Annotated in this window: 16 protein-coding genes; 15 read left to right on the forward strand and 1 reads right to left on the reverse strand. The window is 62.7% G+C overall.

Going from position 1 to position 19,118, the window contains the following annotated elements:
* Window positions 1–2: 2 nt before the first annotated feature.
* From rsmH to lpxC, 15 genes are all read left to right on the forward strand, one after another.
* Window positions 3–944: a 16S rRNA (cytosine(1402)-N(4))-methyltransferase RsmH gene (gene rsmH / locus N8H74_RS09635; RefSeq protein ID WP_262147704.1), complete on the forward strand. Its 942-nt coding sequence runs from the start codon at window positions 3–5 to the stop codon at window positions 942–944.
* Window positions 941–1,234 carry a cell division protein FtsL gene (gene ftsL / locus N8H74_RS09640; RefSeq protein ID WP_007956777.1) on the forward strand — a complete coding sequence of 98 codons (294 nt, stop codon included), beginning with the start codon at window positions 941–943 and terminating at the stop codon, window positions 1,232–1,234. The genes rsmH and ftsL overlap by 4 nt, the downstream gene beginning before the upstream one ends.
* The gene (locus N8H74_RS09645) at window positions 1,234–2,973 is read left to right on the forward strand and encodes a penicillin-binding protein 2 (RefSeq protein ID WP_217833912.1); all 1,740 of its coding nucleotides are present in this window, start codon (window positions 1,234–1,236) and stop codon (window positions 2,971–2,973) included. The genes ftsL and N8H74_RS09645 overlap by 1 nt, the downstream gene beginning before the upstream one ends.
* Complete coding sequence (locus N8H74_RS09650; protein WP_262147175.1) at window positions 2,973–4,436, forward strand: UDP-N-acetylmuramoyl-L-alanyl-D-glutamate--2,6-diaminopimelate ligase; 1,464 nt, start codon at window positions 2,973–2,975, stop codon at window positions 4,434–4,436. The genes N8H74_RS09645 and N8H74_RS09650 overlap by 1 nt, the downstream gene beginning before the upstream one ends.
* Complete coding sequence (gene murF, locus N8H74_RS09655) at window positions 4,429–5,796, forward strand: UDP-N-acetylmuramoyl-tripeptide--D-alanyl-D-alanine ligase (protein WP_262147177.1); 1,368 nt, start codon at window positions 4,429–4,431, stop codon at window positions 5,794–5,796. Before N8H74_RS09650 ends, murF begins: the two co-directional genes overlap by 8 nt.
* Window positions 5,796–6,878: a phospho-N-acetylmuramoyl-pentapeptide-transferase gene (gene mraY, locus N8H74_RS09660; RefSeq protein WP_262147179.1), complete on the forward strand. Its 1,083-nt coding sequence runs from the start codon at window positions 5,796–5,798 to the stop codon at window positions 6,876–6,878. Before murF ends, mraY begins: the two co-directional genes overlap by 1 nt.
* A 5-nt stretch (window positions 6,879–6,883) precedes the next feature.
* Window positions 6,884–8,230 carry a UDP-N-acetylmuramoyl-L-alanine--D-glutamate ligase gene (gene murD, locus N8H74_RS09665; RefSeq protein ID WP_217833892.1) on the forward strand — a complete coding sequence of 449 codons (1,347 nt, stop codon included), beginning with the start codon at window positions 6,884–6,886 and terminating at the stop codon, window positions 8,228–8,230.
* Window positions 8,231–8,232: 2 nt separating this feature from the next.
* Window positions 8,233–9,444, forward strand: a complete 1,212-nt coding sequence (gene ftsW / locus N8H74_RS09670) for a putative lipid II flippase FtsW (RefSeq protein WP_217833913.1) — start codon at window positions 8,233–8,235, stop codon at window positions 9,442–9,444.
* On the forward strand, window positions 9,434–10,504 hold the full coding sequence (gene murG / locus N8H74_RS09675; protein WP_262147181.1) for an undecaprenyldiphospho-muramoylpentapeptide beta-N-acetylglucosaminyltransferase: 1,071 nt from the start codon (window positions 9,434–9,436) through the stop codon (window positions 10,502–10,504). Before ftsW ends, murG begins: the two co-directional genes overlap by 11 nt.
* Complete coding sequence (murC, locus tag N8H74_RS09680; protein WP_262147183.1) at window positions 10,497–11,957, forward strand: UDP-N-acetylmuramate--L-alanine ligase; 1,461 nt, start codon at window positions 10,497–10,499, stop codon at window positions 11,955–11,957. The genes murG and murC overlap by 8 nt, the downstream gene beginning before the upstream one ends.
* Window positions 11,954–12,925 carry a D-alanine--D-alanine ligase gene (locus N8H74_RS09685; protein ID WP_262147185.1) on the forward strand — a complete coding sequence of 324 codons (972 nt, stop codon included), beginning with the start codon at window positions 11,954–11,956 and terminating at the stop codon, window positions 12,923–12,925. Before murC ends, N8H74_RS09685 begins: the two co-directional genes overlap by 4 nt.
* Window positions 12,926–12,929: 4 nt before the next feature.
* A complete protein-coding gene (locus tag N8H74_RS09690; protein ID WP_217833896.1) occupies window positions 12,930–13,796 on the forward strand; it encodes a cell division protein FtsQ/DivIB in 867 nt (288 codons plus the stop codon).
* A 15-nt stretch (window positions 13,797–13,811) separates the two neighbouring features.
* Window positions 13,812–15,071, forward strand: a complete 1,260-nt coding sequence (gene ftsA, locus N8H74_RS09695; protein ID WP_217833897.1) for a cell division protein FtsA — start codon at window positions 13,812–13,814, stop codon at window positions 15,069–15,071.
* 97 nt (window positions 15,072–15,168) lie between these two features.
* Window positions 15,169–16,365 carry a cell division protein FtsZ gene (ftsZ, locus tag N8H74_RS09700; protein ID WP_025109282.1) on the forward strand — a complete coding sequence of 399 codons (1,197 nt, stop codon included), beginning with the start codon at window positions 15,169–15,171 and terminating at the stop codon, window positions 16,363–16,365.
* Window positions 16,366–16,477: 112 nt separating this feature from the next.
* The gene (gene lpxC, locus N8H74_RS09705; protein WP_011063304.1) at window positions 16,478–17,389 is read left to right on the forward strand and encodes a UDP-3-O-acyl-N-acetylglucosamine deacetylase; all 912 of its coding nucleotides are present in this window, start codon (window positions 16,478–16,480) and stop codon (window positions 17,387–17,389) included.
* Window positions 17,390–17,438: 49 nt separating this feature from the next.
* Here lpxC and N8H74_RS09710 read toward each other — a convergent pair whose 3' ends face one another.
* Window positions 17,439–18,959 (reverse strand): sensor domain-containing diguanylate cyclase, encoded by a 1,521-nt coding sequence (locus tag N8H74_RS09710; protein WP_262147188.1) that lies wholly within the window; start codon window positions 18,957–18,959, stop codon window positions 17,439–17,441.
* Window positions 18,960–19,118: the final 159 nt, after the last annotated feature.

Consider the following 19,118-nt stretch of genomic DNA (forward strand, 5'->3'; position numbering starts at 1 on the left):
CTATTGATAGCGGCTTTAACCACATCACCGTACTGCTTGACGAAGCCGTCGAGGCTCTCGCCGTACGTCCTGATGGCTGCTATCTGGACGGCACGTTCGGGCGCGGCGGGCACAGCCGGTTGATCCTCAGCAAGCTCGGTCCCGATGGCCGGCTCCTCGGATTCGATAAAGATCCTCAAGCGATTGCCACCGGGCAAACGCTAGCGGCCGAAGACGGCCGCTTTGTCGTTGTGCAGCGCAGCTTTGCCGAGCTTGGTTCGGAAGTCGCCGAACGCGGCATGGCCGGCAAGGTCAGCGGCATTCTGCTCGACCTGGGTGTGTCTTCGCCGCAGCTCGACGATGCCGAGCGCGGCTTCAGTTTCCTCAATGACGGCCCCTTGGACATGCGCATGAACCCGGCACGCGGCATCAGCGCCGCCGAGTTCGTCAACACCGCATCGGTGGAAGAGATCGCCCGGGTATTCAAGGAATACGGCGAAGAACGTTTCTCCGGTCGCATGGCCCGTGCCGTGGTCGAGCGTCGCGATATCAAGCCGTTCGAGCGCACCGCCGATCTGGCCGAAGTCCTGAAAGTCGCCAACCCGGCGTGGGAGAAGGGCAAGAACCCGGCCACGCGCGCGTTCCAGGGGCTGCGCATTCACGTCAACAACGAACTGGGCGATCTGGAAACCGGCCTCGATGCCGCGCTGGAAGCCCTGGAAGTGGGCGGTCGTCTGGTCGTCATCAGCTTCCACTCGCTGGAAGACCGCATCGTCAAACTGTTCATGCGCAAGCTGGTGAAAGGCGAAGCCGACAACCTGCCGCGCAACCTGCCGGTTCGCCACGTTGCGTTCGAACCGAAAATCAAAGTCCATGGCAAAGCGCAGACGGCCTCCGACGCCGAACTCAAGGCCAACCCACGTTCCCGTAGCGCCGTGATGCGCGTCGCGGAGAAACTGCGGTGAGCAAGCTCTTCGCCAAGCCGTTGCCCGGCGGCAGCTTTTTCATGCTGCTGCTGTTTATCGGCGTGCTCGTGTCAGCCATCGGCGTGTCTTACAGCGCCCACTGGAATCGCCAGTTGCTCAACACCCTGTACAACGAACTCAGCGTGCGCGACAAGGCGCAGGCCGAGTGGGGCCGGCTGATTCTCGAACAGAGCACCTGGACCGCGCACAGCCGGATCGAAGTGCTGGCCACCGAGCAGCTGAAGATGCACATTCCGGGCGCGGCTGACGTGAAGATGGTGGCGCCATGATGAAGCTCGAAGGGGCACTCTTCCCGTGGCGCTTCCGTCTGGTGGTGGGCTTGCTCGGCATCATGGTGGCAGCGATCTGCTGGCGCATCATCGACCTGCAAGTGGTCGACCGTGACTTCCTCAAGGGTCAGGGCGATGCGCGCAGCGTTCGTCACATTCCGATTCCGGCGCACCGTGGCCTGATCACCGACCGCAACGGCGAGCCATTGGCTGTCAGTACGCCGGTGACCACGTTGTGGGCCAACGCCAAGGAAATGCAACTGGCCAAAGAGAAGTGGCCAGCACTGGCTGCCGCGCTGGGGCAGGACCCGAAAGCCCTGGCCGAGCGTCTCGAAGCCCAGGCGAACAAAGAATTCATTTATCTGGTGCGCGGGTTGACCCCCGAGCAGGGCCAGGCCGTGCTCGACCTGAAAGTGCCGGGCGTCTACGGCATCGAAGAATTCCGCCGCTTCTACCCGGCCGGTGAAGTCACCGCGCACATGGTCGGTTTCACCGATATCGATGACCACGGTCGTGAAGGTGTCGAGCTGGCGTACGACGAGTGGCTGGCCGGCGTGCCCGGCAAGCGACAGGTCATCAAGGATCGGCGCGGACGGCTGATCAAGGACGTCCAGGTCACCAAGAACGCCAAGGCCGGCAAGCCCTTGGCGTTGTCCATTGACCTGCGCCTGCAATACCTGGCCAACCGCGAGCTGCGCAATGCGATCATCGAGAACGGCGCCAAGGCTGGCAGTCTGGTGATCATGGATGTGAAGACCGGCGAGATTCTCGCGATGGTCAACCAGCCGACCTACAACCCGAACAACCGGCGCAACCTGCAACCGGCGATGATGCGTAACCGCGCGATGATCGACGTGTTCGAACCGGGCTCGACCATGAAGGCGATCTCGATGAGCGCCGCGATCGAAACCGGCCGCTGGAAACCGAGCGACACCGTCGAGGTGTATCCGGGCTCGCTGCAGATCGGCAAATACACCATCAAGGACGTGTCCAAGACCGAAGGTCCGGTACTCGACCTGACCGGCATTCTGATCAATTCCAGTAACGTCGGCATGAGTAAGGTCGCGTTCGATATCGGCGGCGAAACCATTTTCCGTCTCGCACAGAAAGTCGGCCTCGGCCAGGACACCGGCCTCGGCTTCCCGGGCGAGCGCGTCGGCAACCTGCCGAACTACCGCGACTGGCGCAAGGCCGAGACCGCGACGCTGTCCTATGGCTACGGTATCTCGGTGACCGCGATCCAGTTGGTCCACGCGTTCTCTGCGTTGGCGAACAATGGTCGCATCGCGCCACTGACCCTGATCAAAACCGACAAGATGCCGCAGACCACCCAGGTGCTGCCGGAAGCGGTCGCGAAAACCATGCAAGGCATGCTGCAGCAAGTGATCGAGGCACCGCGCGGCGTATTCCGTGCGCAGGTTCCGGCGTATCACGTTGCAGGCAAATCGGGTACGGCGCGCAAGACGTCGGTGGGCACCAAGGGCTACGCCGAGAACTCCTACCGCTCGCTGTTCGCCGGTTTCGGCCCGATGAGCGATCCGCGTTATGCAATCGTCGTGGTGATCGATGAACCGACCAAGGCCGGTTACTTCGGTGGTCTGGTTTCGGCGCCGGTGTTCAGCCGTGTGATGTCCGGCACCCTGCGCCTGATGAACATCACCCCGGACAACCTGCCGACTACCCAACAAGCCAACGCAACCCCGGCTGTTCCGCTGAAAGCCAATGGAGGGCGCGGCTGATGTCTCTGAGTCTGAACAAGATATTCCCCCACGCCGGCCACGATCTGTTGATTCGTGAACTGGCGCTGGACAGTCGCAATGTGCGTGCGGGCGACCTGTTTCTCGCGGTGCCGGGCGGCAAATTCGACGGTCGTGCCCACATCGGCGACGCGCTGGCGCGTGGCGCGGCGGCGGTGGCTTACGAAGTGGAAGGCGCCACCGTGCTGCCGATCACTGACGTGCCGCTGATCCCGGTCAAAGGCCTGGCAGCGCAACTGTCGGACATCGCCGGACGTTTTTACGGTGAGCCAAGCCATCATCTGAACCTGATCGGCGTGACCGGCACCAACGGCAAGACCAGCGTGACCCAACTGGTCGCGCAGGCGCTGGATCTGCTCGGTCAGCACTGCGGCATCGTCGGCACGCTCGGCTCCGGTTTCCATGGTTCTCTGGAAAGCGGCCTGCACACCACGCCGAACCCGATTGCCATGCAGGCGACTCTGGGCGACCTGAAAAAGGCCGGCGCCAAGGCCGTGGCCATGGAAGTCTCGTCACATGGCCTGGATCAGGGCCGGGTCACCGCGCTGGCGTTCGACGTGGCGGTGATGACCAACCTGTCCCGCGATCACCTCGATTACCACGGCACCATGCAGGCCTATGGCGAAGCCAAGGCCAAACTGTTCGCCTGGAATGATTTGAAATGCCGCGTCGTCAATCTCGATGACGACTTCGGTCGGCAACTGGCGGCGCAGCAGCGCGAATCGCGCCTGATCACCTACAGCCTGCTCGACAAGAGCGCCTATCTGTATTGCCGCGAAGCGCAGTTCGACGACCACGGCGTCCGCGCCACGCTGGTGACGCCGCAGGGCGAGCATCATCTGCGCAGCACGTTGCTTGGCCGTTTCAATCTGAGCAACGTATTGGCGGCGGTCGGTGCCTTGTTGGGGCTGGACTACGCCCTCGATGAAATTCTTAAAGTGCTGCCGAAGCTCGAAGGCCCGGCCGGACGCATGCAGCGTCTGGGTGGCGGCACTCAGCCGCTGGTGGTGGTTGATTACGCCCACACCCCGGATGCCCTGGAAAAAGTTCTGACCGCGCTGCGCCCGCACGTCAAAGGTCAGTTGCTGTGCCTGTTCGGCTGCGGCGGCGACCGTGATCGCGGCAAGCGTCCGCTGATGGCCGAAGTGGTCGAGCGTCTGGCCGACCGTGTGCTGGTCACCGACGACAACCCGCGCACGGAAGATCCGGCGGTGATTTTCGACGACATCCGCGCCGGTTTCTCGGCTGTGGATAACGTCACTTTCGTGGCCGGTCGTGGTCAGGCCATTGCTCAGTTGATCGCCGGCGCATCGGCGGACGACGTGGTAGTGCTGGCTGGCAAAGGTCACGAGGACTATCAGGAAATCAACGGCGTGCGCCATGACTTTTCCGATCTGGTCGAGGCCGATCGCGCCCTGACCGCGTGGGAGGTGGCCCATGCTTAAGGCCCTGAAACTCAGTGAACTGACCAACGCCCTTGACGCACGCCTGATCAGCGGCGATGCCGCTTTCGACGGTGTCAGCATCGACAGTCGGGCGATCAAGCCCGGGCAACTGTTCATTGCGCTGACTGGCCCGCGTTTCGACGGTCATGACTATCTGAACGAAGTCGCCGGCAAAGGCGCGGTGGCCGCACTGGTCGAGCGCGAAGTCGCCGACAGCACGTTGCCGCAATTGCTGGTCAAGGACACCCGTCAGGCCCTCGGTCAACTGGGCGCGCTTAACCGTGCCGCGTTTACCCAGCCGGTGGCGGCAGTGACCGGCTCCAGCGGCAAGACCACGGTCAAGGAAATGCTCGCGAGCATCCTGCGCACCCGGGGTTCGGTGCTGGCCACCCGTGGCAACCTGAACAACGATCTCGGCGTGCCGCTGACCCTGCTCGAACTCGCCCCGGAACACAGCGCGGCGGTGATCGAGCTGGGCGCCTCGCGCCTGGGGGAAATCGCGTATACGGTCGGGCTGACCAAGCCTCACGTGGCGATTCTCAACAACGCTGGCACCGCACACGTCGGTGAGTTCGGCGGGCCGGAGAAAATCGTCGAGGCCAAGGGCGAAATCATCGAAGGTCTGGCGGCCGATGGCGTCGCCGTGCTGAACCTCGATGACAAGGCCTTCGGCATCTGGAAGACCCGCGCGGCCGGACGCAAGGTGCTGACGTTCGCCCTGAGCAATCCTCAGGCGGATTTCCATGCCAGCGATCTGGCCACCGATGCCCGGGGCTGCCCGGCGTTCACCCTGCACACGCCTGAAGGTTCGGAGCGGGTGCAACTGAATCTGCTCGGCACTCACAACGTCGCGAACGCCATGGCCGCCGCCGCTGCCGCCCACGCGCTGGGCGTGTCGCTGTTCGGCATCGCCACTGGTCTTGGCGCAGTACAACCGGTCAAGGGCCGCACCGTCGCGCAACTGGCGAAAAACGGCATGCGCGTGATCGATGACACTTACAACGCGAACCCCACCTCCATGTGCGCGGCCGTTGATATACTCGCCGGCTTTTCCGGTCGCACCGTCCTGGTGCTCGGAGATATCGGCGAGTTGGGCGACTGGGCGGAGCAGGGGCACCGCGACGTGGGCGAGTACGCCCGGGGCAAGGTTTCCGCACTTTACGCGGTCGGGCCGAACATGGTTCACGCCGTGAACGCATTCGGCAGCGCGGCGCATCACTTCGCCAGCCAGGCCGAACTGATCCAGGCCCTCGACGCCGAGCAGGACACAAACACCACCATTTTGATCAAGGGTTCGCGCAGCGCAGCGATGGAAAACATCGTTGCGGCCCTGTGCGGGTCCAGTCTGGAGAAACATTAATGCTGCTGCTGCTAGCGGAGTATCTGCAACAGTTCTACAAAGGCTTCGCGGTCTTCCAGTACCTGACCCTGCGCGGGATTCTCGGTGTGCTGACCGCGCTGGTTTTGTCGCTGTGCTATGGCCCGTGGATGATCCGCACCCTGCAGAACCGTCAGATCGGCCAGGCCGTACGTAACGACGGCCCGCAATCGCACCTGTCCAAGTCCGGTACGCCAACCATGGGTGGCGCGCTGATCCTGTCGTCCATCGGCGTCAGCACCTTGCTCTGGGCTGACCTGAGCAACCGTTATGTCTGGACTGTGCTGCTGGTGACCCTGCTGTTCGGTGCCATCGGCTGGGTCGACGACTACCGCAAGGTGATCGAGAAGAACTCCCGTGGCCTGCCGAGCCGCTGGAAATACTTCTGGCAATCGGTGTTCGGCCTCGGCGCGGCGATCTTCCTTTATATGACCGCCGCCACGCCGGTGGAAACCACCCTGATCCTGCCGATGCTCAAGGACTACAGCATTCCGCTGGGCGCCGGGTTCATCGTGCTGACCTACTTCGTGATCGTCGGTTCGAGCAACGCGGTCAACCTGACCGACGGCCTCGACGGTCTGGCGATCATGCCGACCGTAATGGTCGGTGGTGGCCTGGGCATCTTCTGCTACCTGTCGGGTAACGTGAAATTCGCCGAATACCTGCTGATCCCGTATGTGCCGGGCGCGGGCGAGCTGATCGTGTTCTGCGGCGCGCTGATCGGCGCCGGGCTGGGTTTCCTGTGGTTCAACACCTATCCGGCCCAAGTCTTCATGGGCGACGTCGGCGCGCTGGCGCTGGGCGCAGCCCTGGGCACCATCGCGGTGATCGTCCGTCAGGAAATCGTCCTGTTCATCATGGGCGGCGTGTTCGTGATGGAGACCCTGTCGGTCGTCATCCAGGTAGCGTCCTTCAAGCTGACCGGCCGTCGTGTGTTCCGCATGGCGCCGATTCACCACCACTTTGAACTCAAGGGCTGGCCCGAGCCGCGTGTGATCGTCCGTTTCTGGATCATCACCGTGATTCTCGTGCTGATCGGCCTTGCCACCCTGAAGCTGAGGTAGAACGAGTGTCTCTGATCGCTTCTGACCACTTCCGCATCGTTGTCGGCCTCGGCAAGAGCGGCATGTCCCTGGTTCGCTTCCTGGCGAACCGGGGCGTGGCGTTTGCCGTGGCCGATACGCGGGAAAATCCACCGGAACTGGCCACGCTCAAGCGTGACTATCCGCACGTGGAAGTGCGTTGTGGCGAGCTGGACGTGGAATTCCTGTGCCGTGCCGACGAACTCTACGTGAGCCCCGGCCTGGCGCTGGCGACCCCGGCCCTGCAAGCCGCCGCCGCCCGTGGGGTGAAACTGTCCGGTGACATCGAGCTGTTCGCGCGTAACGCGAAGGCGCCGATCGTGGCCATCAGCGGTTCCAATGCGAAAAGCACCGTCACCACCCTGGTCGGCGAGATGGCGGCTGCGGCCGGCAAGCGCGTCGCGGTGGGCGGCAACCTCGGCACCCCGGCGCTGGACCTGCTCAGCGATGATGTCGAGCTGTACGTGATGGAGCTGTCGAGCTTCCAGCTGGAAACTACCGATCAGCTCAACGCCGAAGTGGCGACCGTGCTCAACATCAGCGAAGACCACATGGATCGCTACAGCGGTCTGCCGGCTTACCACCTGGCCAAACACCGGATCTTCCGGGGCGCGAAGCAGTTTGTGGTCAACCGTCAGGACGCCCTGACCCGGCCGCTGATGGGCGAGGGCCAGCCATGCTGGACGTTCGGCCTGAGCAAACCGGATTTCAAGGCGTTCGGTCTGCGTGAAGAGAATGGCGAGAAATACCTGGCCTTCGAATTCCAGAACCTGATGCCGGTGCGTGAGTTGAAGGTTCGCGGCGCGCACAACCAGTCCAATGCCCTGGCGGCGCTGGCGCTCGGCCATGCCGTCGGCCTGCCGTTCGATGCCATGCTCGCGGCCTTGCGCAACTTCGCCGGCCTCGAGCATCGCTGCCAGTGGGTCCGTGATCTGGACGGCGTCGGCTATTACAACGACTCCAAAGCCACCAACGTCGGCGCCGCCCTGGCGGCCATCGAAGGCCTGGGGGCGGATATCGAAGGCAAGATCGTGCTGATCGCCGGCGGCGACGGCAAGGGTGCCGAATTCAAGGATCTGCGTGATCCGGTGGCGGCCAACTGCCGCGCCGTGATCCTGATGGGCCGCGACTCCGACAAGATCGGCGAGGCCATCGGTGATGGTGTGCCGCTGATTCGTGCAGGCTCCCTGGTTGAGGCCGTTGAGCAATGCCGCGCCGCCGCCCAATCGGGTGACGTGGTGCTGCTGTCGCCGGCCTGCGCCAGTTTCGACATGTTCAAGAATTATGAAGACCGTGGTCACCAGTTCGTCCGCGCCGTGGAGGATCTGGCATGAGCCTGCGCAATATCATCAAGCCGTATCCGTCGCCGATCATCACCGGGCGTGGTATCGACCTCGACTTCCCGATGCTCGCCGGTTGCCTGGCGTTGCTCGGTCTTGGGCTGATCATGATTGCTTCGGCCTCCACCGAAGTGGCGGCGGCCCAGTCGGGCAGCGCGCTGTATTACATGATTCGTCACCTGATCTACGTGGCGCTGGGCCTGGGTGCCTGCATCGTCACCATGATGATTCCGATCGCCACCTGGCAGCGGCTGGGCTGGATGATGCTGATCGGCGCGTTCGGTCTGCTGGTGATGGTGATTGTTCCGGGGATCGGCCGTGAAGTGAACGGTTCGATGCGCTGGATCGGCTTCAGTTTCTTCAACGTCCAGCCGTCGGAGATCGCCAAGGTCTTCGTGGTGATCTACCTCGCCGGTTATCTGGTGCGTCGTCAGAAGGAAGTGCGCGAGAGCTGGATGGGCTTCTTCAAGCCGTTCATCGTGCTGCTGCCGATGGCGGGCCTGTTGCTGATGGAGCCGGACTTTGGTGCCACGGTCGTAATGATGGGCGCCGCGGCGGCGATGCTGTTCCTCGGCGGCGTCGGCCTGTTCCGGTTCTCGCTGATGGTGGTGCTGGCGGTCGCGGCGGTGGTGTTGCTGATTCAGATGCAACCGTACCGGATGGCGCGTCTGACCAACTTCGCCGACCCATGGGCCGACCAGTTCGGTGCCGGGTATCAATTGTCCCAGGCGTTGATCGCGTTCGGTCGCGGCGAATGGCTGGGCGTCGGCCTGGGCAACAGCGTGCAGAAGCAGTTCTACCTGCCGGAAGCCCACACCGACTTCGTGTTCTCGGTACTGGCCGAGGAACTCGGCGCGGTGGGTTCGCTGTGCACCGTGGCGCTGTTCGTGTTCGTGTGTATTCGCGGCATGTACATCGGTCTGTGGGCCGAGAAGGCCAAACAGTTTTTTGCCGCTTATGTTGCCTACGGCCTGTCGTTCCTGTGGATCGGCCAGTTCCTGATCAACATCGGCGTGAACGTCGGCCTGCTGCCGACCAAGGGCCTGACCCTGCCGTTCCTCAGCTATGGCGGCAGCTCCCTGGTGATCTGCTGCGCCTGTCTTGGCCTGTTGCTGAGGATCGAGTGGGAGAGCCGGACCCACCTGGGCAGCGAAGAGATGGAATTCCAGGAGAGCGACTTCGCCGAGGAGCCGCATCATGGGCGCTAACGTATTGATCATGGCCGGCGGCACCGGCGGCCACGTGTTCCCGGCGCTGGCCTGTGCCCGTGAGTTTCAGGCGCGCGGTTACACCGTGCACTGGCTCGGCACGCCGCGCGGGATCGAGAACGATCTGGTGCCGGCGGCCGGTCTGGAATTGCATCGCATCAACGCCAGCGGTCTGCGCGGCAAGGGCAAGCTGTCGCTGCTCAAAGCGCCGTTCATGCTGCTCAAGTCGGTGTGGCAGGCACGGGCGATCATGCGTCGCCTGCGTCCGGTGTGCGTGGTCGGTTTCGGTGGTTATGTGACCGGTCCTGGCGGGGTTGCTGCCAAACTGGCCGGCGTGCCGGTGATCGTTCACGAGCAGAACGCCGTGGCCGGCACCGCCAATCGGTTGCTGGTGCCGTTCGCCGCCCGGGTGTGTGAAGCGTTCCCCGACACCTTTACCCTGTCGGACAGCCGCCGTACCACCGGGAACCCGGTGCGCAGCGAGCTGTTCCTCGAAACACCGCGCCCGGCCCTGGCCGGGCGCAAGGCGCGTTTGCTGATCCTGGGCGGAAGCCTCGGAGCAGAGCCGTTGAACAAGTTGCTGCCTGAAGCCCTGGCGCAAGTCGCTGCCGATTTGCGTCCGGAGGTGTTTCATCAGGCCGGCAGAAACCACGATGAAGTGACTGCAGAGCGCTATCGCGCCGCCGGCGTCGAGGCGCAGGTGCAGCCGTTCATCAAAGACATGGCCCAGGCCTATGGCTGGGCTGACCTGGTGGTGTGCCGTGCAGGCGCGTTGACCATCAGTGAGCTGGCTGCCGCCGGTCTGCCCTCGATGCTGGTGCCCTTGCCCCACGCGATCGACGATCACCAGACCCGCAATGCCGATTATTTGGCCCGTGAAGGCGCTGCCTTCCTGATGCCGCAAAGAACGACTGGTGCCGCGGACCTTGCCGCGCGCCTGACAGAGGTCTTGATGCAACCGCAACGACTCGAACAAATGGCCCAAGCGGCCCGCCGTCTGGCGAAACCCGAAGCCACCCGCAGCGTGGTCGATACCTGTCTGGAGGTGGCCCATGGTTGAGAATCAGAAAGCCATGCCGCAACCGGAAATGCGCCGCATCCGTCGTATCCACTTCGTCGGTATCGGCGGCGTGGGCATGTGCGGCATCGCCGAAGTGTTGCTGAACTTGGGTTACGCCGTGTCCGGCTCCGACCTTAAAGCATCGCCGGTCACCGAGCGCCTGGAGTCTTTCGGTGCGCAAATCTTCATCGGTCACCGCGCCGAGAACGCGGCTGCCGCCGACGTGCTGGTGGTGTCCAGTGCCGTCAACACGTCCAACCCGGAAGTGGCGACCGCACTGGAACGCCGTATCCCGGTGGTGCCGCGTGCCGAAATGCTCGCCGAGCTGATGCGCTATCGCCACGGCATCGCCGTCGCCGGCACTCACGGCAAGACCACCACCACCAGCCTGATCGCTTCGGTGTTCGCTGCCGGTGGCCTGGACCCGACGTTCGTCATCGGTGGCCGTCTGAATGCGGCGGGCACCAACGCCCAGCTTGGCACCAGCCGCTACCTGATCGCCGAAGCCGACGAGAGCGATGCGAGCTTCCTGCATCTGCAACCGCTGGTGGCGGTGGTGACCAACATCGACGCCGACCACATGGCGACCTACGACGGTGACTTCAACAAACTGAAGAAAACCTTCGTCGAATTCCTGCACAACCTGCCGTTCTACGGTCTGGCGGTGATGTGCCTGGACGATCCGGTGGTGCGTGAAATCCTGCCGCAGGTCAAACGTCCGACCGTGACCTACGGCTTCAGCGAAGACGCTGACGTGCGCGCGATCAATGTGCGCCAGCAGGGCATGCAGACCTTCTTCACCGTGCTGCGTCCTGACCGTGAGCCACTGGAAGTGTCGGTGAACATGCCCGGCAACCACAACGTGCTCAATTCCCTGGCGACCATTTGCATCGCCACCGACGAAGGCGTCAGCGATGAAGCCATCGTCCAGGGCCTGTCGGGTTTCCAGGGGGTCGGTCGACGCTTCCAGGTCTACGGCGAACTGCCGGTGGACGGTGGCAGCGTAATGCTGGTCGATGACTACGGTCACCACCCGACTGAAGTCGCGGCCGTGATCAAAGCCGTGCGCGGTGGCTGGCCGGAGCGCCGTCTGGTGATGGTCTACCAGCCGCACCGTTATAGCCGCACCCGCGACCTGTACGACGATTTCGTCCAGGTCCTGGCCGACGCCAACGTGGTGCTGCTGATGGAAGTCTATCCGGCCGGCGAAGAGCCGATCCCCGGTGCCGACAGCCGCAAGCTGTGCAACAGCATCCGTCAGCGCGGTCAGCTCGACCCGATCTACATCGAGCGTGGTGTCGACCTCGCACCGGTGGTCAAGCCGCTGCTGCGTGCCGGCGACATTCTGCTGTGCCAGGGCGCCGGTGATATCGGCGGTCTCGCACCGAAACTGTTGAAAAGTGAGTTGTTCGCCGGTGCCGTCGCGGCTTCGGTCGAGGGGAAGTTGAAATGACTGCTGCCTACGCCAACCTGTTCTCCACCATCGCGCCGAAAGACTTCGGCCGCGTGGCCGTGCTGTTCGGCGGTCTGAGCGCCGAGCGTGAGGTTTCGCTGAAGTCCGGCAACGCCGTGCTCAGTGCGCTGCAAAGTGCCGGTGTGGATGCGTTCGGTATCGACGTCGGCGCGGACATTCTCCAGCGCCTGCTGAGCGAAAAAATCGATCGCGCCTTCATCATTCTCCACGGTCGCGGCGGTGAAGACGGCAGCATGCAGGGCCTGCTCGAAGTGGCCGGCATTCCGTACACCGGCAGCGGCATCCTGGCTTCGGCACTGGCGATGGACAAGCTGCGTACCAAGCAGGTCTGGCACAGCCTCGGGATTCCGACGCCGCGTCACGCCGTGCTGTGCAGCGAGGCCGATTGTATTTCGGCGGCGACGGAACTGGGCTTCCCTTTGATCGTCAAACCGGCGCATGAAGGTTCAAGTATCGGGATGGCCAAAGTGACTTCCGCGTCCGAGTTGATCGACGCCTGGAAAGCGGCCAGTACCTACGATTCGCAAGTGTTGGTCGAGCAATGGATCCACGGTCCGGAGTTCACCATCGCCACCCTGCGTGACCAGGTGTTGCCTCCAATCGCCCTGGGTACGCCCCACACGTTTTACGACTACGACGCCAAGTACATCGCCAACGATACCCAGTACCGCATTCCGTGCGGGCTGGATGCCGCCAAGGAAAAGGAACTCATGGATCTCACGGCCAAGGCCTGTGAGGCGCTGGGTATCGCCGGTTGGGGCAGGGCGGACGTGATGCAGGACGCCGACGGGCAGTTCTGGTTCTTGGAAGTGAACACCGCACCGGGCATGACCGATCACAGCCTGGTGCCGATGGCGGCCAAGGCTGCCGGTCTGGATTTCCAGCAACTGGTCCTGGCCATCCTGGCCGCCAGCGTGGAAGCCGGTCACAAAGAGGCGCGAGGTTAAGACCATGCAAGGCGCACAACTCAGACATCAGCCACCCGCACCTGGCCGCAAGCCAGTGCCGCGCGGTGCCAGCCGAATGGTGGCCAAAGAGCCGATGTCCGCGCGCCTGCCAAAAGCCAATTTCGGCTTCCTGAAAGGTCTGTTCTGGCCGGTGCTGCTGGTGGCGCTCGGTTTCGGCACTTACGAAGGCGCGCAACGGCTGCTGCCGTACGCCGACCGGCCGATCACCAAGATCGCGGTGCAGGGCGACCTGAGCTACATCAGCCAGCAGGCGGTGCAGCAGCGAATCGCCCCGTACGTGGCGTCGAGCTTCTTCACCATCGATCTGGCGAGCATGCGTACCGAGCTTGAGCAGATGCCGTGGATCGCCCATGCCGAAGTACGTCGGGTATGGCCGGACCAGGTGGTGATCCGCCTCGAAGAGCAGCTGCCGGTGGCCCGTTGGGGCGACGAGTCGCTGCTCAACAACCAGGGCCAGGCGTTCACGCCCAAGGAACTGGCGAACTACGAACACCTGCCACAGCTGTTCGGCCCGCAGCGGGCGCAGCAGCAAGTGATGCAGCAATACCAGGTGCTGAGCCAGATGCTCAGGCCATTGGGCTTCTCGATCGCGCGCCTCGAATTGCGTGAGCGTGGCAGCTGGTTCCTGACCACCGGCGCCGGCAGTGCCGGCCCGGGGATCGAACTGCTGCTGGGACGCGGCAACCTGGTGGAAAAGATGCGCCGCTTCATTGCCATCTACGACAAGACGCTTAAAGAACAGATTACGAACATTGCGCGCATCGATCTGCGCTACGCCAACGGCCTCGCCGTTGGCTGGCGGGAACCAGTAGCGCCGACGACAGCCCAACCCGCTGTCGCAAAGAATTAAGAAGAGGCAGGACCCATGGCAAACGTGCAAAGCGGCAAAATGATCGTCGGTCTCGATATCGGCACCTCCAAGGTGGTGGCGCTGGTCGGCGAGGTCGCGGCTGACGGCTCGCTGGATATCGTCGGGATCGGCACCCATCCGTCCCGTGGCCTGAAGAAAGGCGTGGTGGTGAACATCGAATCCACCGTGCAATCGATTCAGCGCGCGATCGAAGAAGCCCAGCTGATGGCGGGCTGCCGCATTCACTCGGCGTTCGTCGGCGTGGCCGGCAACCATATCCGCAGCCTGAACTCCCACGGCATCGTGGCGATCCGCGACCGCGAAGTCAGCTCCGCTGACCTCGAGCGCGTCCTCGACGCCGCCCAGGCCGTGGCGATCCCGGCCGACCAGCGCGTGCTGCACACCCTGCCGCAGGATTACGTGATCGATAACCAGGAAGGCGTGCGCGAGCCGCTGGGCATGTCCGGCGTGCGTCTGGAAGCCAAGGTCCACGTCGTCACCTGCGCCGTCAACGCTGCACAGAACATTGAAAAATGCGTGCGCCGCTGCGGCCTGGAAATCGACGACATCATTCTCGAGCAACTGGCCTCGGCCTACTCGGTGCTGACCGACGACGAAAAAGAACTGGGCGTGTGCCTGGTCGACATCGGCGGCGGCACCACCGACATCGCGATCTTCACCGAAGGCGCGATCCGCCACACGGCGGTGATCCCGATTGCCGGCGATCAGGTGACCAACGACATCGCCATGGCGTTGCGCACCCCGACCCAGTACGCCGAAGAGATCAAGATCCGCTATGCCTGCGCCCTGGCGAAACTGGCCGGTGCCGGCGAGACCATCAAGGTGCCGAGCGTCGGCGACCGTCCACCGCGCGAACTGTCGCGCCAGGCCCTGGCCGAAGTGGTCGAGCCGCGTTACGACGAACTGTTCACCCTGATTCAGGCCGAGCTGCGTCGCAGCGGCTACGAAGACCTGATTCCGGCGGGCATCGTCCTGACCGGCGGTACGTCGAAGATGGAAGGCGCCACCGAACTGGCCGAGGAAATCTTCCACATGCCGGTCCGCCTCGGTGTGCCGCACGGCGTGAAAGGTCTGGATGACGTGGTGCGCAACCCGATCTATTCCACCGGCGTCGGCCTGTTGATGTACGGCCTGCAAAAGCAGTCCGACGGGATTTCGTTCTCGGGCATCGGCAGCCGCGAAAGCTATAGCAGCGACGAGCCTCAGGCGCCGCTGCTGGACCGCTTGAAGAAGTGGGTCCAGGGCAACTTTTAAGCTTCAGGCGAACGCTTGAAGCGCCAAGAGCAAGCAGTAGAAACACCGCAACAAAATGCAGTAGGCGAAAAAACTAGAGAATGTAAGGAGAGGGAAAATGTTCGAACTCGTAGACAACATCCCCGCAAGCCCGGTAATCAAGGTTATCGGTGTTGGCGGTGGCGGCGGCAACGCTGTCAACCACATGGTCAAGAGCAACATCGAAGGCGTTGAATTCATCTGCGCCAACACCGATGCTCAAGCCCTGAAAAACATCGGCGCACGTACCATTCTGCAACTGGGTACTGGCGTGACCAAAGGCCTGGGCGCGGGCGCCAACCCGGAAGTCGGCCGTCAAGCCGCTCTGGAAGACCGCGAGCGCATCGCTGAAGTCCTGGCCGGCACCAACATGGTGTTCATCACCACTGGCATGGGCGGCGGCACCGGTACGGGTGCTGCGCCGATCATCGCCGAAGTGGCCAAGGAAATGGGCATCCTGACCGTAGCGGTCGTGACCCGTCCGTTCCCGTTCGAAGGCCGCAAGCGTATGCAGATCGCCGACGAAGGCATCCGCATGCTGTCCGAAAGCGTCGACTCGTTGATCACCATTCCCAACGAGAAGCTGCTGACCATCCTCGGTAAAGACGCAAGCCTGCTGTCGGCTTTCGCCAAGGCTGACGATGTACTGGCCGGTGCCGTTCGCGGTATCTCCGACATCATCAAGCGTCCGGGCATGATCAACGTCGACTTCGCCGACGTGCGCACCGTGATGAGCGAAATGGGCATGGCGATGATGGGCACTGGCTGCGCCAGCGGTCCGAACCGTGCGCGTGAAGCCACTGAAGCGGCGATCCGTAACCCGCTGCTGGAAGACGTGAATCTGCAAGGCGCTCGCGGCATTCTGGTGAACATCACCGCAGGTCCTGACCTGTCCCTGGGCGAGTACTCCGACGTGGGTAGCATCATCGAAGCCTTCGCTTCCGAGCACGCGATGGTCAAGGTCGGTACTGTTATCGATCCGGACATGCGCGACGAACTGCACGTGACCGTGGTTGCCACCGGTCTGGGCGCGAAAATCGAGAAACCTGTGAAGGTCATCGACAATACCGTTCATACCTCGATGGCTGCCGCTCAGGTGCAACAACCGGCGCCCGCTCGTCAGGAAGCTCCAGCGGTGAATTACCGTGACCTGGACCGTCCGACCGTCATGCGCAACCAGGCTCAGGCCGGTGCTGCGACTGCCGCGAAGATGAATCCGCAAGATGACCTGGACTACCTGGACATCCCGGCTTTCCTGCGTCGTCAGGCCGATTGATGAAATGTATCAGGGGTATTCGGGTGATTGGTGTTCAGCAAAGGCTCGGTCTGCTATCATCGCCAGCCTTTGTTGATACCAGTTCGCAATTTGCGCTGAAGCGGCCCATGCCATGATTAAACAACGCACCCTGAAGAATATTATCCGTGCCACAGGTGTCGGCCTGCACTCCGGGGAGAAGGTCTATCTGACCCTCAAGCCTGCGCCTGTCGACACTGGCATTGTGTTTTGTCGCGCTGACCTCGACCCTGTGGTGCAGATTCCTGCCCGCGCGGAAAACGTCGGTGAAACCACTATGTCGACCACGCTGGTTAACGGTGACGTCAAAGTGGACACGGTAGAGCACTTGCTCTCGGCCATGGCTGGCCTGGGCATCGATAACGCCTACGTCGAGCTCTCCGCGTCCGAAGTCCCGATCATGGATGGCAGCGCCGGACCCTTCGTATTCCTGATTCAATCGGCTGGCCTGGAAGAACAGGACGCCGCCAAGAAATTCATCCGCATCCTGCGTGAAGTGACAGTGGAAGACGGCGACAAGCGCGCCACTTTCGTCCCTTTCGACGGGTTCAAGGTGAGCTTCGAGATCGATTTCGATCACCCGGTATTCCGGGACCGCACCCAGAGTGCAAGCGTGGACTTTTCCAGCACTTCGTTCGTAAAAGAAGTCAGCCGCGCCCGTACTTTCGGTTTCATGAGTGACATCGAGTACCTGCGCAAGCACAACCTCGCACTCGGCGGCAGCGTGGAAAACGCGATCGTGGTCGATTCCGATGGTGTACTGAACGAAGACGGCCTTCGCTACGAAGACGAGTTCGTCAAGCACAAGATCCTCGATGCAATTGGTGACCTGTACCTGCTGGGCAATAGCCTGATTGGTGAGTTCAAGGGCTTCAAGTCCGGTCATGCACTGAACAACCAGCTGCTGCGCAAGTTGATTGAGCAGAAAGACGCTTGGGAAGTCGTGACGTTCGAAGACGCCAGCACTGCACCGATCTCTTACATGCGCCCGGTTGCGGCAGTGTAAGTAAAAAACCTCTCTAGTTTTTTGAAGGCCACCTTTGGGTGGCCTTTTTTTATGTCTGCCAGAAAGGCGCGGCCACCACTCGATTGCGCCCTGCATCCTTGGCTTGATACAGCGCCTTGTCCGCCGCGAACAGCAGTCGCTCCAGCGTGATTTCGCAGTCCGCCGTCCAGGTGCCGATGCCGATACTCACCGTCATCGGCAGTTCTGCACCCTCGACCTTCGGCAACCGCTCCACGGCCTCGCGGATATGCTCGGCAATCTGCTGCGCGCCTGTGCTGTCGGTTTCGGCGAGGATCACCGAAAACTCCTCGCCGCCATAGCGCGCCACCAGGTCTCCCGGGCGCCGCACGTTCGCGCAAATCACCCTGGCCAGCTCGCGCAATGCCTGATCCCCGGCCTGATGCCCGTGACGGTCGTTGAATGCCTTGAAGTGATCGGCATCGATCATCATCACCGACAGCGGTTTGCCCGAGCGCTGGGCGCGGAACCATTCGTGGCGCAGGGATTGATCGAGCATCCGCCGGTTGGCGACTCCGGTCAGGGCGTCGGTGGCGGCCAGTTTCGCCAGCTCGCGTTCGGCCTGATGGCGCAGGCGCAGTTCCCGGGCGAGCAGCCAGGTCAGCCACAACGGGCCGACACACAGTACGCCGGTGGCGCCGCTGATCAGGATCGCGGTGCGTCGCCAGGCGCCGAACACTTCGTCGTTGGACAGCGCAACGATGACCGTCAGCGGCAGGTTGCCGACTCTGGAATAGGTGTAGAGCCGTTGCTTGTAATCCATGCTCGAGATGCTGTTGAAACTGCCATTGCCGCTGTGATCCCGCAGGATTCGCACGACGTTTGGCCGGCTGGCGAAGCTTTTGCCGATCGAGTCGCTCTGCAGATAAGGCTTTTGCGCCAGCAGGAGGCCGTCGTTATCAATGATGTTCAATGTGCTGTCGCTGCCGATGTCGAGGCTGTTGAACAGCTCGTCGAAGTAATCGAGCTTCATCGATGCCACGGCGACCCCGACGAACTCGCCGGTTTCCGAGGAGATGCGCCGGCTGAAACTGATCCGCCACTGGTTGGCATCCTCGCAATTGCAGCGGGTCTTGAACGGACGGCTGATGAACATGCCGGCGTCGCGGTTGAAGGCATGGGCCAGAAAGTAATCGCGGTCGGCGAAATTGCCCGGTTTGGGTTCGATCCGCGACGAGTCGGCGACGACCTCGCCATGCTTGTCCAGCAGCAGGATGTCGCCCTTGAAGCGTGCGGTGGTGGAGCGATCGAACAGTGCCAGATGACGGATCTGCGGCGAGACGTTTTTCAGATCCTCGCGCTGGGCGGCGGCGATCAGGCCTTGCAGGGTCAGGTCATAGAGTTCGACGGTGCGCAGCACATCGGCATCGATCAGTTGAGCGATGGTGGTTGCGCCACGGGTAGCGGACTCCTGGGCGCTGGCATGCTCGCGGATCAGCAGGAAAGTGACGATGCACACAATCGCGATCACGGTCAGCAGGCTGCCGAAGATCAACAGCAGCTCGGGGCGTCCGGTCTTGCCCGAAACGAGTGGGATACGGCTCGCGATCATGGGGGGGCTGTCGGTGGTGGATTCTTGTTAGCTTAGGCGGGCAGAAACCATTGTGGGAGCGGGCTTGCTCGCGAAGGCGACTTTCCAGCCACAATGGATGTTGACTGACAGGCCGTATTCGCGGGCAGGCCCGCTCCCACAGGTGATGTGACAGGTCTG

This window comes from Pseudomonas sp. B2M1-30, assembly GCF_025447575.1.
Lineage (GTDB): Bacteria > Pseudomonadota > Gammaproteobacteria > Pseudomonadales > Pseudomonadaceae > Aquipseudomonas > Aquipseudomonas botevensis.